Annotated in this window: 17 protein-coding genes; 2 read left to right on the top strand and 15 right to left on the bottom strand. The window is 42.2% G+C overall.

Going from position 1 to position 16973, the window contains the following annotated elements:
• Positions 1-34 precede the first annotated feature (34 nt).
• Entirely contained in the window at positions 35-697 is a 663-nt protein-coding gene (locus tag LCY76_RS06115; protein ID WP_248251886.1) for a winged helix-turn-helix domain-containing protein, read from the top strand.
• 595 nt (positions 698-1292) lie between these two features.
• Here the strand turns inward: LCY76_RS06115 and yunB are convergent.
• From yunB to LCY76_RS06055, 12 genes are all read right to left on the bottom strand, one after another.
• Positions 1293-2021: a sporulation protein YunB gene (gene yunB, locus LCY76_RS06110; RefSeq protein ID WP_248251885.1), complete on the bottom strand. Its 729-nt coding sequence runs from the start codon at positions 2019-2021 to the stop codon at positions 1293-1295.
• A gap of 227 nt (positions 2022-2248) precedes the next feature.
• A complete protein-coding gene (locus LCY76_RS06105) occupies positions 2249-2662 on the bottom strand; it encodes a peptidoglycan-binding domain-containing protein (protein ID WP_248251884.1) in 414 nt (137 codons plus the stop codon).
• Between the two features lie 133 nt (positions 2663-2795).
• Positions 2796-3347: a hypothetical protein gene (locus tag LCY76_RS06100; RefSeq protein WP_248251883.1), complete on the bottom strand. Its 552-nt coding sequence runs from the start codon at positions 3345-3347 to the stop codon at positions 2796-2798.
• Positions 3348-3622: 275 nt separating this feature from the next.
• A complete protein-coding gene (locus tag LCY76_RS06095) occupies positions 3623-4606 on the bottom strand; it encodes a cation diffusion facilitator family transporter (protein ID WP_248251882.1) in 984 nt (327 codons plus the stop codon).
• A 421-nt stretch (positions 4607-5027) separates the two neighbouring features.
• A complete protein-coding gene (locus LCY76_RS06090; protein WP_248251881.1) occupies positions 5028-6026 on the bottom strand; it encodes a glycosyltransferase family 2 protein in 999 nt (332 codons plus the stop codon).
• A gap of 20 nt (positions 6027-6046) precedes the next feature.
• Positions 6047-7729, bottom strand: a complete 1683-nt coding sequence (locus LCY76_RS06085; RefSeq protein WP_248251880.1) for a DUF6044 family protein — start codon at positions 7727-7729, stop codon at positions 6047-6049.
• Between the two features lie 46 nt (positions 7730-7775).
• Positions 7776-8912 (bottom strand): MGDG synthase family glycosyltransferase, encoded by a 1137-nt coding sequence (locus tag LCY76_RS06080; RefSeq protein WP_248251879.1) that lies wholly within the window; start codon positions 8910-8912, stop codon positions 7776-7778.
• A gap of 136 nt (positions 8913-9048) precedes the next feature.
• Positions 9049-9882, bottom strand: coding sequence for a hypothetical protein (locus tag LCY76_RS06075; RefSeq protein ID WP_248251878.1), 834 nt, complete (start codon positions 9880-9882; stop codon positions 9049-9051).
• Between the two features lie 10 nt (positions 9883-9892).
• Positions 9893-10396, bottom strand: a complete 504-nt coding sequence (locus tag LCY76_RS06070) for an anti-sigma factor family protein (protein ID WP_248251877.1) — start codon at positions 10394-10396, stop codon at positions 9893-9895.
• Entirely contained in the window at positions 10389-10934 is a 546-nt protein-coding gene (locus LCY76_RS06065; protein WP_248251876.1) for an RNA polymerase sigma factor, read from the bottom strand. The genes LCY76_RS06070 and LCY76_RS06065 overlap by 8 nt, the downstream gene beginning before the upstream one ends.
• Positions 10935-11109: 175 nt before the next feature.
• The gene (locus LCY76_RS06060) at positions 11110-12462 is read right to left on the bottom strand and encodes an amino acid permease (protein WP_248251875.1); all 1353 of its coding nucleotides are present in this window, start codon (positions 12460-12462) and stop codon (positions 11110-11112) included.
• A gap of 68 nt (positions 12463-12530) precedes the next feature.
• On the bottom strand, positions 12531-13130 hold the full coding sequence (locus LCY76_RS06055) for a class I SAM-dependent methyltransferase (protein WP_248251874.1): 600 nt from the start codon (positions 13128-13130) through the stop codon (positions 12531-12533).
• 106 nt (positions 13131-13236) lie between these two features.
• Between LCY76_RS06055 and LCY76_RS06050 the strand changes: the two genes are divergently transcribed.
• Positions 13237-14058 (top strand): MBL fold metallo-hydrolase, encoded by an 822-nt coding sequence (locus LCY76_RS06050; RefSeq protein WP_248251873.1) that lies wholly within the window; start codon positions 13237-13239, stop codon positions 14056-14058.
• Positions 14059-14277: 219 nt separating this feature from the next.
• Here LCY76_RS06050 and LCY76_RS06045 read toward each other — a convergent pair whose 3' ends face one another.
• From LCY76_RS06045 to LCY76_RS06035, 3 genes are all read right to left on the bottom strand, one after another.
• A complete protein-coding gene (locus LCY76_RS06045) occupies positions 14278-14913 on the bottom strand; it encodes an FMN-dependent NADH-azoreductase (RefSeq protein WP_248251872.1) in 636 nt (211 codons plus the stop codon).
• An 80-nt stretch (positions 14914-14993) separates the two neighbouring features.
• Positions 14994-15968 (bottom strand): ring-cleaving dioxygenase, encoded by a 975-nt coding sequence (locus LCY76_RS06040; protein ID WP_248251871.1) that lies wholly within the window; start codon positions 15966-15968, stop codon positions 14994-14996.
• Positions 15969-16087: 119 nt separating this feature from the next.
• Positions 16088-16942 carry an STAS domain-containing protein gene (locus LCY76_RS06035; protein WP_248251870.1) on the bottom strand — a complete coding sequence of 285 codons (855 nt, stop codon included), beginning with the start codon at positions 16940-16942 and terminating at the stop codon, positions 16088-16090.
• Between the last annotated feature and the right edge of the window lie 31 nt (positions 16943-16973).

The following is a 16973-nucleotide window of genomic DNA, read 5'->3' as shown; positions in this document are numbered from 1 at the left end:
TTTTAATAAAGATAATGTTTAGGTGGGATGTCACATGGCTCAATGGAAAACACAATCGATCGATTTAATGAAAATCTTCTCTGATCCAAGGAGACTGAGAATTCTTCACCTTGCATCCGAACAGCCGATCACGGTAAAACAGCTCGCGTCGGAACTGAACGAACACCCTTCCAGGCTGTATTATCACGTGAAAAAGCTTGAAGAAGCGGAACTTCTGGAAGTGGCAGAAACAAAGCAGCTCGGTAATCTTGTGGAGAAATACTATAAAACCGTTAATATGGAAGGTGTGCTTTACAGAGGTGATCTCCAGGCACAGGCCGAACAGCCCGAAGTAGCACTTTCACTAACCTATCAATTAATCGAACCTGCGTTAAAGCTGTATGAAAGATCTCTTGCGAAGGTAAGAGAAGAAAAAAAGCAGGGTGTTGAACTGAATGAACTCCCCTATCATGTAACGATCAATTCCTCGAGCGACCGCATGACGGCTAAAGAATGGCAGGAGTCCTTTCCTACCATCATGAAAGCTCTTGGAAAAAAAGATAAAAAAGAGTTCGACTGGCCGGAACGCCCGGAAAAAAAGATACTGTCCGAAGAAGAAGCCAACAAAGTCGGTACGTATCAATATGTATTGATCAGTTACAGAATTGAGGATGCAGAAGAACTTGGGATTGTGACAGAAAATGAAGAAGAAAAATAAAAAAGCTGCCTCCCGCTTATCGCAGGAGGCAGCTTTTTTGGGAGCTCACGGACCAGGCTGACCTTCGTATAGTAGCAGTATGAGTTTCATTTAACGTAATAAATGGTTGGTTGTAGGAAATGAGCATTGCCTACATTGCATGTACGTTCTGAAAGGTTCCTAGGACAACGATTCATCTGCCTGGACCATACAGGTTTCCTGCAGAACTGGGGAGGCTGCTTCTTTTTTAGAACTAGCAGCAGCTTTTCTTAAGTTTAAGAAGTCAACGGATGTTTTGCTTTGCGGGGCCATTCCACTCCTTGTTTCGTATGTACAAATAAAACATGGTCATCCTTGTAAGGAATGGACTGAACTGGATATCCCTGATCATCAAAGATAACCCATCAGTTCGGCAACGTAAAACCTGTCAATTCTCCCTTTCTGGCTTTTTGAGCAAGGTTATTAAAGCTGCATCTAAGTCTATCATGATCTTTATAATTAGAAATGAGTTTATGATTCATAATTCTCCTTTTTATCTGTACGTTCATTATATCTCCACCAGTAAAATTCTATATATTAGAAGTAAAAAAACTCTATCCTGATCCAGGGATAGAGTTTAATCGTTCTTTTTCGCTTTATTGCCAATAACTGCTGGTTTGAATAAGCCTCCGCCGTCTCCGTAATACTCTGGAACGTCTTGCGGCAAGAAAAGATCACCAAGTTTTACATTGTTCGCTACGGTTACTTTTTCTGAAGAAAATGGTACAACAACCTGTACATTTACTTTTAAATGTACATAAACCTCAAGATATGGATTATTAATTCCTACGTTCATTGGCTTGGTTTTCAGATCTGAATCCACGTTTCCAACCACACTCATTTCTACTGGTACGGGAGGCCCTACATCGGATAGCAAGGAGTTGTTAAATGCTGCACCTAACGGGATTTGATAGACAATTGAGTTAAGTCTATTTCCGAATCTATCTTTTTTGGTATGCTGCTGACTCTTTATTTCATCATGAATACTTTCCGTCATTTTCCCCAAAACCTTATTAAACATTTGATAATTTAGACTGTAGGCCGGATGCTGGCCTTTTTGTTCATGGATAACAATCAATTTATTCATATCATATTGATTTGTAGTTTTAAGAATGGCATCATTGATGGCTTCATCCGCGATGTTATGGACTTCCGAACGGGCAATGTTTTTTAAGATGGGTTCAATTTTATGGTCCACTAACCAAAATGCAAAAATAGTCATACCGAGGAGCATGATCAACGAGTATAACAGCACACGTTTAAACGGCAGAGGTCCTTTCCGCAATTTCATTCGATGACCAAACATCATACACCTCCTACTTTATAGGTACGTCCGTCAGAAAGAATTTATTCCTTGCACGCTTAGAGCTTCAGTATTGCAAAACAAAGAAAAACGTGCGTGAATAGGGCACGTTTTCTTTGAAGGAAAGCTTATAAGGATATTGTTATTCCTCAGTACATTTAATTGGCATATAACCGATACGTATCGGTTAATGTTTCTCCATTTCCATAGATATACGCTTTGGATGGCGCCTAGAAATTAGAGCTATCGTATTTCCAATGGATTCTTAGGGCCATGTATCCACCGGCTCCACAAGTGTTCTTTCCTCTCTTTTCAATGAATTGAGAGAAGCTCTCCCACGTCCTCGGCCCCACTACACCATCCACGAGCAGGTTGTGCTTTTTTTGATATTGTTTAACAGCGGCTTCCGTTTTCGGACCAAAGATTCCATCGGAGTCGATGACTGACGAATCGGTATAAAATCTGAGAACATTGATAATATACTGCATGTTTTTAACTTCCACACCACGCGCATCCTTGCGTAAAATTGAATTTTTATCCCAGTCCACAGGGTGATGAAATCCTGGCGCTGAAGCTGATGCTGTTGAAAATGAAATCCCCCAGGCCATGATGACAACTGCCAAACTAGCAAGTATTTTTTTCATTTTCCATCTCCCTTTTTTGTATGGATTTGATATTCCTTACAAATTCCCCCTCATCCTGAAGATTCCCCCTCTTCGTAAAATTAACCCTATCTTTCTTGAGACCAATGCCCTGTTTTTCACTTGGTCTTTAGAATCAGTGTCCAACCACTGTAAGGCAGAATAGGATAGTTTGTACGTAAACAAGGAGGTATTTACATGAACCACAATCATCATTTCGGACAAAGAATGTTTCCGCAATTCCCTGGGCAAGGTGCAGGCCAGGGACAGCAACAGATGCCGCAATTTCCTGGCATGTTCCCCGGGATGCCGGGCGGGCAGCAGCAAGGCGGACAGGGGCAGCAGCCTCAGCAAGGTCAAGGAGGACAGCAACAGATGCCGCAATTTCCTGGCATGTTCCCCGGGATGCCGGGCGGGCAGCAGCAAGGTGGACAACAGGGGCAGCAGCCTCAGCAAGGACAAGGCGGACAGCAACAGATGCCGCAATTTCCTGGCATGTTCCCCGGGATGCCCGGCGGTCAGCAGCAGGGTGGCCAACAGGGGCAGCAGCCTCAGCAAGGTCAAGGAGGACAGCAACAGATGCCGCAATTTCCGGGACTGTTCCCCGGGATGCTCGGCGGACAGCAGCAGGGTGGCCAAACCCAGCAAGGCGGGCAGGGACAGCCAAGCCAGCAGGTATTTTACCCATATTACGGCTATCCCGGAATGTTTTGATCTAGCTAGTTGACCATAATGGGGTTTTGGCTTGTATTTGTTGGATTTTGGACAGTATTTTCAAATTTTGGACAGTAAAATGAACATTTTGGACAGTAAAGCTAGTGTTTCCGCTTGTATTTCCATTTTCATTCCATTTTTTACTGGTAAAACTGGTTCTCACATGCCTAAAAAACCCCATAACTAAGCTCTAAAACACAAAAACAAAGGATTCCTCCATAAAGCATGGAGAAATCCTTTGTTTTTTACTCATTTTTCAGTTTCATTCATGTTTTTGCGGTGCTCCTGCCATTGCTGAACACCATCGTCTTCATCAAACTCAATAGTGACATCAGCTACGCCTTTTTCCAATAAGATCTGCTCTTCAAGACGGTCTTTTATGTCGTCTGCCTGGGCGACGGTCAGCGATGGATCTACTTCAACTTCAAGTTCGACATGAAGATCTTCGCCTTCTTTAATGACGGTTACTCCGACCACATCTTTCACATCAGGATCACGCAAGACCAAATCACCAATTTTGTCTTCCATTTCCTCATCCGCTTCTCCAAGAGCCCCTGCAGCATTATCAAGAAATACTTTTCCGACAACAAAGAACATCATAAGGCCAATCAGTATTGACGCGATGCCTTCTGCTTGGTGAAACGGTGTGTAGTGGGCGATGACAATGGCGATGATAGCGAGCAGTCCGCCTGCAGTGGCTACCATATCTTCCATAAAAACAAGTTTTGTAGCTGGTTTGGCTTTTGGAAGATAACCGAAACTTTTAGCGAATACGGCAAAACCGCTCGTGGTGTCCCCTGCATCATGCATGATCTCTTTCATTGCTTTAAAAAGGACGAATGCCTCGAGCAGGACCGCTGCTCCCAGCACAGCCAGATTGATGGCAAAGCCAGTCGATTCCGTCGGGTGAAAGATGTGTGTAAATCCTTCTTTAACTGTTTCAAACGACATGATTCCAACAATCAGAACGGCGCCCAGCAGCACGAGGTTCACAAGTCTTCCAAACCCATTAGGAAAACGGTCTGTTGCCCCTCTTTTGCTTAATGCAGAACCGATGAATACAAAGAATTGATTGGCAGCATCACCTAGACTGTGCATCGTTTCTGCAAACATGGCCACATTCCCTGTACTGAGATAGGCGCCGCCTTTAATGATGGCAATGATGGTGTTGACGATTGCCGCTAAAAATGCGGACTTATTTCCGTTTTTTAAGTGTTTAAATAGCTTCCCCATTAGTTTCTCACTCTCTAATTTTTAATTTTATGTATAGAGTTCAACTTCATTCTTCCCGTTAAGGACGCTGCTCACATCTTGTTTGTCCGGTGGAAATCAGGCGTAACTTTCAGTTGTGAGCCCGTCATAGCCTTTATGGACAAGATTCTTCAACTCGTTTTCTTCCACCTGATCTGCATTTTTGTTCCTATGACATAAATATCCCTCTTGCCTACCATTTTATAGATTAACAAATGGTATGGAAAGAGGGATTCTATTAGACATGATGATTTTTTTTCGCCGCAAACGCTGTTTTAAAAACCGTTTACATCCAGCGGATAATGATGTCCTGCCCAAATCTGGAAATATCCTGTTATGCCGCAACGGTAAGCATCATGCTGTCAAGTTTTTTATGATAAAAGAATAGCCATCTAAAGTTGTATTAGCGGACCGTGCTTTCATGGAAAATCTCCCGTTTTCTTGGTGTATCTTCCAGATTAAGATTTGCTTCTATCGAGTATTTTGGACGCCGCTTTACTTCTTTAAAGATTTTTCCGATATATTCACCGATCACGCCTATGCCTAAAAGCTGCAGCCCACCAATAAACCAGATGGAGATCATTAAGGAGGACCATCCTGATTCTGTATGTCCCAGGATTTCCTGAACAATGGCATAGCCCCCTAACAGCACACTGAGAATAATAGACATCATCCCTATTAGTGTTACGAAGCGAATGGGGGCAATGCTAAATGAAGTGATTCCGTCTGCCGCAAATGCGAGCATCTTCTTTAATGGATATTTTGTTGTGCCTGCCAGCCGTTCTTTGCGGTCATAATATGCATTGTCTGACTTGAATCCGATGAGAGGAATGATCCCCCTCAAAAATAAGTTGTTTTCTTCATATCGGCACAGCTCATCCAAGGCCCTCTTGCTCATTAAACGAAAATCAGCATGATTAGGAATGAGGTCTATTCCAATCTTTTGCATAAAACGATAGAAACCATTCGCTGTCGTTCGCTTAAAAAAAGTATCCGTATCTCTTTTTCTTCGGACACCATACACGATCTCGCAGCCCTCATTGTATTTCAGGATAAATTCCCTGATGACGGTGATGTCATCCTGCAGATCGGCATCAATGGAAATGACACAATCCGAGAATTCCTTTGCTTTCATCAAACCGGCTAGCAAAGCGTTCTGATGGCCGGCGTTCCTGGATAATTTCAATCCAGTTACATAACCATTTACAAAGCTTTCTTCTTCAATCATGTTCCATGTCCTGTCTTTGCTGCCGTCATCCACAAACATGATTTTACTTTGTGTATGAATCAACTTTTCTGTCTCCAGGTCTTCCAGAAGATAGGTTAATTGTTTTGTTGTTTCCTGCAGCACTTCTTCTTCGTTGTAGCAGGGAACAACAATCGTTAAGATAGGTTCATTCATCAAATTCACTCCCTTTTAGCTCATCTCACCTGGTAAAGATAGATTTTCCATACCGAATGCGGGTCCGTAAATGTTTTTTCATACGTTAAATGGTCTTCCCTGGCATTGACGATAGGAACAGATGAAAAGATGTACCGTCCTCCAAGCTTTTTAAACGCCTTTGTGTTTATTTGCAGGTGGTCGATTTCTTTATCCGAATCTTTCTCAAAACTATAATGCTTGCCAAGTTCTGCTGAGAATAGATAACATCGGCCGCCCCAGTGGTCAAAATAGTGCTTCAGTTTTCGGTTCTTGTCCAGTTCCTTAGAAATAATGGAACGGAATTGGTGTTTATAGGAGAGCGGATAAAAATTGTTATAGGTATCGAGCGTGTAAAATCCGTTGTATTGAGAGATCGAGGGATGCAGTCCTATGCTTGCTACCCGATACGTATATTTCGGTTTTCCAATAAAGCGGTCAATTTTCTCAAAGAGCTGAGTGGAGTAAAATTCCTTGAACGAAGGGTATCCAGCGATTCGATAACGGATTTCCTCATTCAGTGTGAACAGCAATAGCAATTGAAGGATAAGCAAAACCACGGCTGTTTTTTTCCATTTACCCTTCCCCTGTCCAACGATCTTCAAGCCTATTGCGAACAAAAGATACAAAATTAACGGATGCAGAAAGTGAAACCTCGAAAAGTTAAACGTATTTAAAAGAGAGACTTGATCTTTCAGCGGCTGCCATCCTTTAAAAAACCAAAGGCCATACCATACAGATAAGACAGCATTCAATACCATGAGAAAAAGAAAAAGAGTTTCATTTCTCCATGTCTTTTGTCTAATGACCTTCCACAGAGCCACGAATAAAAGCGGCAGGATGAAGTACGTGTGAATCGTCATCACATGAGTATGGCCCAATAGGAAATTTTTCAGCATCAGACTTATGGAAGATGGAAAATCAAGGACAGATTCCTTGAATTCATTCCTGCTCGTCGGTGCCTGTGGAAGCAGAAGTGAATACACCAGGCGGTATTCAGTCATCAAGTAGATCAAAACCATAAAGGTGATACTGATGAGAAATTTAAAGTTCCACTTTCTCTTTCTCCACACATCCGTTATCCATAATAAAGCCATTGCAAAGAGAAAAAAGAAAAAACCTAATACAAAGCTGGAGTAAAAAGGCAGCAGGAGAAGGACCAGCCATTCCTTACGACCTGATGCCTGATTGCGAATATTTAAAAACGCCCATAATGCGAGCGGCATTCCGAGGGTGCTCAGCATGCCTGAAGGCCAAAAAGGCGTTAAAGCAAAGGCTAAAGCTACACCAACACGGATAAACGATAATTCCTGCTCTTTCACAAAATGATCTTTCAGCAGCAGATACATCCCAATAAAAGCAAACACCCGGGTTATCGCCTGTGATATGGCATAGGCTTGCATTGCTGGAAACAACGCATGCAGCCAGACGATGCCGCTGAATTCCGTTTCAAAGGTATCCCTCGGCAGGCCGTTGATTACTTGCGGTATGACAGCTTGAATATTTCCAAACAGCTGTCCGCTGTGAACGAGAACACGGTACCACGCAATATTGGAATCCATATTATCATGGACTCGGATGTGAGCATTCTCTCCTAAAATAAAAAGCGGAGAGAGATAGATCAGAAGGATGATCCATGCACCATACAAGTATTTTGATTCTCTTGATATAGGCCTCCTTACCATTTCGTTAAGCTCCTGTCTTGATGTATTGGCAAAACATTTTTAATGGTTAAGCGTGCTGAGTAAAAGACATCGCCGGTTCTAAAATGGAGTGGATAAACTTTGCCATCTGATCTGGCGACAGCATCTCTATGCCTTTTTCATACGCTTTTTTGGCAGCATGCCATTTTTTCAATGCGGGTTTATTGCCTAAGATCCTATACAACTGCTCTTCAATGGATTGAGATCTTTCAAGCCTGAAAACCAGATTCTTTTCTTCCAAATATTCAAGATTGATCTCTTCCTGTCCCGGTAGCACGGAATGAACGAAGATGGGCAGATTTTTCTGCAGCGCTTCACTCACTGTGATTCCCCCCGGCTTCGTCACTACAGCATCGACCCGGTCGTACCATTCGTTCATCTCTTGCCTTGAAGCAATGTATGGAAGAGGATGAATATGATCCGCATCCAGCTGCCTGATTTTTTCATACAGCTTACGGTTATTTCCGCAAAGCACAAAATAGTCGAAAGCGCCAGACGTTTCAGCAGCTGTTATTAACTCATAAATATCCCCTAAACCGCTGCTCCCGCCTGAGATCAAGATTTTTCTCCGGCTGCTCTCACTGCTCCGTTTTTCTGTTTTCGTAAATTGCTCATGTACTGGAATTCCTGATACGATGATGTTTTCATGAGAAATGTGATGATCTGTCACTAATTTTGATTTCATATCCTGGTTTGGGACAAAGTGATAGTCAATTTCTTCTCTGCCCCATACGTCGTTGATAAAAAAGTCGGTATATACATTCATGACGGGAACCTGGCACTTTCCTTTCCGCTTCAATGCACTCAAAAGGTAAGAAGGGATGCTGTGTGTACATACAATAACGTCTGGCTGTTCATCCTCCAGAAGCTTTTCCATTTTTTTCAGAAATAAAATTTCATAACCCTTGAACGAATGGACCTTTCTCATCGTTGAATAGGTGAAATTTTTATAAACGAGATCGTAGGTTCCCGGCAGGAGTTTGATCCACTTGAGATACGTTCCCGTCACCATCTTTTCTAGCGAAACATTCATATAGCTTAACAAGTCCACTTTCTTTAAGACGATATCCTTTTTTCTGATCTTCAACATATCAATTAACGCCTCGGCAGCCTGATGATGCCCTGACGGCATTTGCAAAAACGGTAAAAACAATATTTTCTTCATTTTTCATCACCTATTTTTATAAATGGATTTTGCTTAAAAGTCCTTACACTAGTAAAAAGACGAGAAAGATCGCAAAAAGTTCATTTAGAAATAAAAAAAGTCCTTAACAAGGAGTTAAGGACTTCAATACTTATATTTATTTTCCCAGCCGCAATCTGCTGTACAGCCATTGAATGGACATTCCTAGTGATAGACAATAGAGGATAAAAAAGACGATGCCTCCGATGACCGGGAAATTAAAAATGGATACGATTAAAAAAGATCCTGTCATATAGACGATCCAAGCTGGTTTGTTCTCTAAGCCGGCGATCCTCTTTGCCGCTTCTTTACTTAAAACCGCCATTCCAGCTATGAAAGAAATCAAAGGGAACAGCAGAAGAATGATGGAGATCGGAATGCCGATAACGGTAATGCCCAGTAACAGGCTTAAAATCAGGATCGCCAGACTTGTGATAGCTCCTGACAAAATGAAACGAGCCGCTTTTCCTTTGGTGATTTCTGCAAAGCTGTTGAATCTTTTATTTAACGACAGACCTGCCAAAATGGTTAACAGAACAAGAACAATGCTTCCAATGAGCCGCAGCAGCCAGCCGCCGACCAATACCATTCCCCCAAGAAACAGGCTGTTCTGAGATGGACTGTCCAAATTGATCGATACTACATTCTCTGTAACATTGGAACCGGGCTCCTGTTTGACATGCCCTCCTACAACAAGAACCAACTCTTTGATTTTGGCTTGCCGCTTAATGTTCACATCTCCATTAAAAACGATTACGGCCGTTTTGACCTTTCCTTTTATGACCGCATCGTGGCCAAACACAATTACATTTTCTACACTCTGGTTGAACGGAATAACGACTTCTTTTGATTTCATAATGTTCTTCTCTGCAGCATAAGCCGTTGGGTTAAGCAGCGCCATACTGGCAAATAACATGATGATCAACGAGATAAAAATATGGAATCCTTTCATGGCTGCCCTCCTACCCTGTTGTTTTTGTGCCTAATAATCGCCGTACGGACCATCCGGAAGCTGCTAAAATAATCAGCGTAAGAACAAAGATTACTTCGAGCAGGTTAGGAAGTCCGCCTGCAACGGCAAATGCTGAATGCACCAGACTAAACGAAATAGAAGTTAAGGTCATTCCAACGTGTATGCTTTTATAGATTACAGGTAGCATGATCCATACGATACTGATGATTACCAAAGCACTGAAACCTGTAGCAAAGATCCATTTCCATGAAAGAAGCCGGTCAGGTGAACTTTCAGCTTGAATTTGATTAAACACCGCCTGTTCAATCCGCCATTCATCCGGCTCTGCGTCATGATAAACAGAAAACAGCAGTTCTTTTAATTCATTCAGTTCTTGCAGCTCTTTCCTGCATTCATTGCAGGTCTTGCTATGTTCCTCAACCTTTGTACGTTCATCCCTGTTTAATTCTTCATCCACATATGCAGAAAGAAGCTCTTTTACTTCATCATGCATCCCGATCACCCCTCATGAGTTCTCTCCTTAATTCTTTTCGAGCCATATTGATTCTGGATTTAACGGTTCCTGCCGGTATTTCTAAAATATCTGCAACCTCCTGGTAAGAGAATCCTTGTACATCCCGTAATACGATCACGGTACGATGCTCTGCGGAAAGCTTTTGCATCGCAAACTGAAGATTCATTTTCAACTGTGCGTTTTCAACTTCAGAATGGGTGTTTGGCAGCCGTTCTGTTTTTTCCGGATCCACATGCAGCACAGGCGACTTTTCAGCTTTCTTTATCCGGTCATAACATAAGTTTGTAACGATTCGTGTTAACCAAGAGGCGAAAGCATAATCCTGCTTCAAATGATGAAGTGAAAAATAAGCTTTTACGAAAGCTTCCTGAGTAATATCTTCCGCTTCCATTTGATCATGGACCATCGCAAAGGCATGCCGGTACACTTTCCCTTTATATTTTTGAACGATTTTTGAAAAGGAATCCTGATCTCCTTTTTTGGCGTTAACGATTAATTGCTGGAGTTCGTGGTCCACACTTTATTCACCCGCTTCTAGACAAACTGCCTCAACGAATTGTCTTCTAATAAAATGACGTCAAAAATAAGAATAAGTTCATTTTACTCTTAAAATTTTTTCTGCGTTTATTTTACCTATTTTCCTAAATAAAAAAGCTCTCTCTAAGTGATCTTAGAAACAGCCTTTAATTGCATTACGTTTCTGCCTTCTTCCAGACCTTACGCATGAATAGAGCCGCAATTCCAATGACCACTGCAAGCAGCAGGCTGACATAAAAACCTGGCCTAATGGTTTTCTCAGCCAGCGTTCCACTGATACTGGCTAGAAGCAAAACGATGCCTAAAAATGAGAACATCTTTCCCCAAAACTTTTGCTTCAGCACCTTTAACGATGAGAAAATGATAAAAAGCCAATTATAAAGGAGCAATATGCCAGCAGCGGTCGTAATGTATTCATAAATCTTTCCCGGCAGCAGTAAAGCTGTAATAATGGAGGCGAGCAGTCCGGCAGCTCCAATCCCCAGTGAAGCCAATGGCAGATCTTTGAGCTTTTTTACTTTTTTACTGAACAGACTTGGGGCATCACCATCTTCAGACATCGTACATAAAAGGTTGGTTACCCCAAAAAGTGAGGCAGTCATGGTAGAAAATCCCGCTATGATGATGGCTCCATTAAACACATGGGGAAAAAACGGCAGATGATAATCACTCAGAGCTGTCACGAATGGACTTTCCTTATCGTCAAATGCATGCTGAAACACCATGGTTACCGCAAGCCCCATGGAAAATACATAGATGCTGGTAAGCAGAAACATCATCGCCTTTCCCGCCTTAGGCCCATCCTCCTTTTTTTTCAGCTGCATGGCCATCAAACCAATGACCTCAATCCCTCCAAACGCATAGAACGCATAGATGAGTGAGGACCAGAATCCCCTGAATCCATCGTGAAAGAATACTTGTGTACTGTCCGGAAGACCCGGCTTTTTCACATCGCCGTCAATCCAGCCGATCATCGTTGCTGCCGCAATGACGATGAACATCAAAATGGCGGCAACCTTTACAATGGCCAGAATATCCTCTACTTTGTCAAATCCTTTTGTCCCCGTCAAAACAACGGCGATAGCCAATATTGCGTAACCTGCGGCAAACACCCATAAAGGAACACTGTGAAACCAAAAGCGGGATAGAATTGATAATGCCGTCAGCTGGCTTCCCATCACAAGAATATTGGATATCCAATAGTTCCACCCGCAGCTGAAACCGGCCCAGCGCCCAAAAGCTTTTTTCGCATACGCACAAAAAGAACCTTTCTGAGGATCCTCAGCCGTCATTTGGGCGAGAACATTAAATACGATATATGTACCGATTGCAGCAAGAATAAAAGAGATGACGATAGAAGGCCCCGTCATCATAATTCCTATAGAAGAACCTAAAAAATAACCTGTTCCGATCGTACAGCCCACTCCCATTAAAGAAAGCTGCCACCATTTTAAGTCTCCACTCTTGCTGTCTTGGCCAGTTGAAGAACTGCAGCTCGTTTTGCTCATCACATCACCCCTGATTTCTTTTTATTGTTTGTAGATTCAGGATGAATATGTACAAAAAAAGAGAGGGATTAACCCTCTCTTGCTTCATGCTGAACATGTTTATCGTTCTTCAGCTGTTTGCTGCAGCTGAAAACATAGGCCGGCGGCATGTTCCTTAGCTCTTTCTTTACGTTAATGGCAGAGAAGAACTCTTCAATCATTTTCTTTTTCCATTTTGTATATTGAAACGTAATAAATTTGCCGTCCTGATGGAGCGCGGCTTTTGCACTATTTAAAATGGAATCTGACATTTCCTTTGGCAGACTGGCAAACGGCAGACCTGAAACAATGGCGTCTGCATAAGGAATGTTGCACATCTTCATATAAAGATGCAGGTTTTCCGCAGAACCATTAACAACATAGAATTTTTTTGCATCTTTGTATTTATATGCTAATTGTTTATAAAATTCTCTATTATACTCTATAATCAAGATTGTAGTTTTCTCATTTCGTTTTTCAAGCAATTTGTCAGTGAAGACTCCTGTCCCCGGTCCCAGTTCTATAATGTAGGAGGCAGAGTTAAAATCGATTTCTCCTGCCATTTTTGCAGCAAGATATTTGGAACTCGGGAGAATGGCTCCGACCGTTCTTGGCTTAACGATGTATTGAGAAACAAAGGATAAGGACACTGTAACACACTCCGTTGGTTTGAATTTATAGTTCTATCATAAGATTCAAACCTTAAGAATCGTGTGCAGAAATTATTAAGATTTATTAAGATTAGGAGTTGATGATGTGGAATTATTTATTTGCAGCACATGCGGTGTTCAGTACCAGCAATCTGAGCAGCCCCCTTCAGAGTGCATCATTTGCAATGAAGAGAGGCAGTATGTTAATCCGTCTGGCCAAAAATGGACAACACTCAAAGAAATGAGAGCTGACGATTTTTACAACACCATCAAGGAAGATGAGCCAAACCTGTACAGTATACATACCCAGCCAGACTTTGCCATCTCACAGACGGCTTACCTTGTTCAAGGCGAAGGTTTCAATCTTTTATGGGATTGCATTACCTACCTGGACATCGCTTCGATTGAAGCGGTTAAACAGCTTGGAGGTATCGATGCGATTGCCCTTTCCCATCCCCATTATTATTCAAGCCAGGTGGAGTGGGCAGAAACGTTCAACGTACCGATCTACATACATGAAGACGATAAAGAATGGGTCACCCGCACAAGCAGCCATATTCATTTTTGGTCAGGTGAGAAGCTTGAACTTAGCAAGGGATTGACGCTGCACCATCTGGGCGGCCACTTTAAGGGAGGAGCAGTCCTTCACTGGGCCGATGGCAGCCAAAGTAAGGGTGTCCTTTTAACAGGGGACGTCATACAGGTGGTGGCTGACCGCAGCTGGGTCAGTTTTATGTACAGCTACCCTAACCTTATCCCACTGCCTGCTTCCGTTGTTAGCCGTATAGCCGATAATGTTAAGGATTTAAAATTTAATCGCTTGTACAATGCTTTTCACAGAGTCGTACAAGAAAATGCATCACAAGCTGTTCAAAGATCCGCAGAACGATATATTAAAGCTATACAAGGAGAGCTCTTTACTACTTAAAAGAAAGCTCTGTTAGTCCATGTTGTTGATTTTTGGTGGGGGTGATTGAATCGCCAGCTCACGCCTTATTAATGAAGAAAAAGACTTGAGGGTCTCTTTTAAGCATCAATATGCGAGGCCCATTATGAAAGAAAATCTACAATATGCTTTAACAAAGCTAAAAGAAAAAGGAAAGCTTTTTACTTGCGTAAAAGGCTTTCCTTTTCGTTTTTTATTCATTTAGAAATTCAGGGCTTTTTCCTTTGCTCTCGCAATGGCATTTTGTTTAATTTCTTCTGCCCGGTCAGGAAATTGATTGTGCCCTTCGACAAATAGACCTTCAAAAGAAGGAACACCAAAGAAATTCATGATTACGCCAATATAACGGTGCCCCATCTCCAATTCCATGGCTGGGCCTTCCGAATAAATCCCTCCGCGTGCCTGGATATGCAGTGCTTTCTTGTCAGTGAGCAAACCAACCGGACCCTGCTCTGTATACTTAAATGTCTTACCTGCTGTACAGATGGAGTCAATATAAGCCTTCATAGCCGGTGGAAACAAAAAATTCCAAAGCGGCGTCACAAAAACATATTTGTCCGCGTCAACAAATTGCTCGGTCAGTTCGGATAGCCGCCGAACCTTGGATTGCTCATTCTCAGTCAGCTGATCAAACGTTGAACCGGTTCTTAGCTTTCCCCACCCGCTGAATACATCAGCATCAATCTGAGGAATATTTTCTCTGTATAGATCCAAGTGGATGACTTCATCACTTGGATTGGCATCTCTATAGGATTCAATAAATGCCTTTCCTGCAGTCATGCTGTAGGATTGTGTTTCATCATGAGGGTGGGCAGTGATATAAAGTACAGTTGCCATAGGTTATCCCTTCCTTTGCAGTTTTATTTTCTTAGTTAATATGAGGCAAAGGAGGGAAACCCATACCCACTACATGAAGTTTAGGACAATTTGGTATCCAGCGGTTTCAGTTTGGCTTCAATCTCTTGGCGCTTCGGTTCGAGGAAAGGAGGCAATGCCAATGATTCACCAAGATGTTCAAGGTCCTCATCCGTAGCAAAGCCTGGACCATCCGTCGCTAATTCAAATAAAATCCCATTAAGCTCTCTGAAATATAACGACTTAAAATAGTACCGGTCTACAAAATCTGAATTTGGAATTCGGGCGCCCTGTATTTTATTGATCCATTCTCTGAGTTCCTCTTCATCATTCACACGGAAAGCCACATGATGAACTCCTCCTCTTCCCAGCCGTTCAGGAGGCAAGTCCTTTCGCTCTTCAATATGAAGTTCTGCACCCGTACCGCCCTCTCCCGTTTCGTACACGAGAATGTCCGGCTGACCAGGTACTTGAGAAGCATAAGCTCCTTTTTTTCTGAATCCTAAAATTTCAGTGATGACTTCCTCGGTTAATTCTCTTGTACGAACCGTCAGCATGACCGGCCCAAGACCGATAATTCCGAAGTCCTTTGGGACAGCGCTTTTTTCCCATGGCACACCGCCTGCTACGCCTCTATTCGTTTCGTCTGAAACAAGACGCAGGCGCTGTCCTTCTTCATCTTTAAAGGCTAATGACCGCCGGCCGAACCGTTCCGACAATTCCTCATGTTCGACCTTCTTCTCTTCGAACCGTGTTTTCCAGTATTGCATCGCTTCATTGTTCTTTACGCGAAGGGATATTTCTGAAATGCTATTAGCACCATCATGATTTCTTCCTGCTCTAGGAATTTCGAAAAACGTTAATTCAGTTCCTGCATTCCCTTTTTCATCGCCATAGAACAGATGATACACAGAGGTGTCATCCTGATTGACGGTTTTCTTGATCAGCCGCATTCCAAGGACTTTCGTATAAAACTCATAGTTTTTCCCCGCTAATGCCGTGATGGCTGAGACGTGGTGTATTCCTTTTAGTTCCATAATGCCTCCTATTAATACATTTTTCGTTACTCTTCCTTTTATTTAGTATCATACCCTTTTTTCCCTCAAACTCAAATAAAAAAGGCAGCATTACAATGAGTAATGCTGCCTGGCAAATATCAGTTGCTGTTTCCTTTTTGCTCGTTATTGAAGTCCATCGCCTGAGCCAATGTAGAAGTGATGGAAACCCTGTCAAAGGATAGACCGAGTTGAACTGCAGTTGCAGCGATTTCTGGACGAATACCTGAAAGGGTAGTCTTCACCCCGACGAGATCAAGTGCATCAATAAGCTGGAAGATCTCATGAGCTACCATAGTATCAATCATCACAACACCCGATAAATCAATAAAGAGATGGCCAATTCCTTTTTGGACACATCGATTCAGTGTATTTTCCAGAATAAATTTCGCTCGGGCCGTGTCAATATCGCCAACAAGCGGCAGTAAAGCGGTATCGTTATTTAATGAGATGACAGGTGAACTCAATTCATTCAGTAATTCTTGCTGTGCTTTCAGCCGATTGGTGGAATATTTATGGGTCTCCTCAATGAATTGAAGCATGACATTGTCAAAAACCTTGATCATCACCCGATTCCATTCTTCGATCTGCAACGGTTCGATGTCTTCTGGATGAATCGATACGAACTCGCTGATATAATCAAGATACTGCTGCCGTACCCTCATGAATTCTTTTATGATGTAATGAATGGGTGTTTTTAAATGTTCATTGTCTTTTGCAATTTTAATAATCCACTCATCAAAATCTTTAAAAAAGGTTTCTTCGTCTTTTTCAAGCACTTCACATAAATGAATATGAAATTCATAATTTTGTTCTTTCAGCGTCTTTATAACTGCGGGATCATGGGAACTGTATACTCCAGCCGTGCCTGACTTATCAAGCGAATCATACCATTCCTCAGTCAAATTTCTGGCTCTATTCAGAAGAAATTGATGCAATTCTTGATTTATGTCCATCTCTATAAACCCCTCAATTAAGATTAAGTAT

The sequence above is a fragment of the Fictibacillus marinisediminis genome, assembly GCF_023149135.1.
GTDB lineage: Bacteria > Bacillota > Bacilli > Bacillales > Fictibacillaceae > Fictibacillus_C > Fictibacillus_C marinisediminis.
This window is presented reverse-complemented; position numbering and strand designations above follow the sequence as displayed.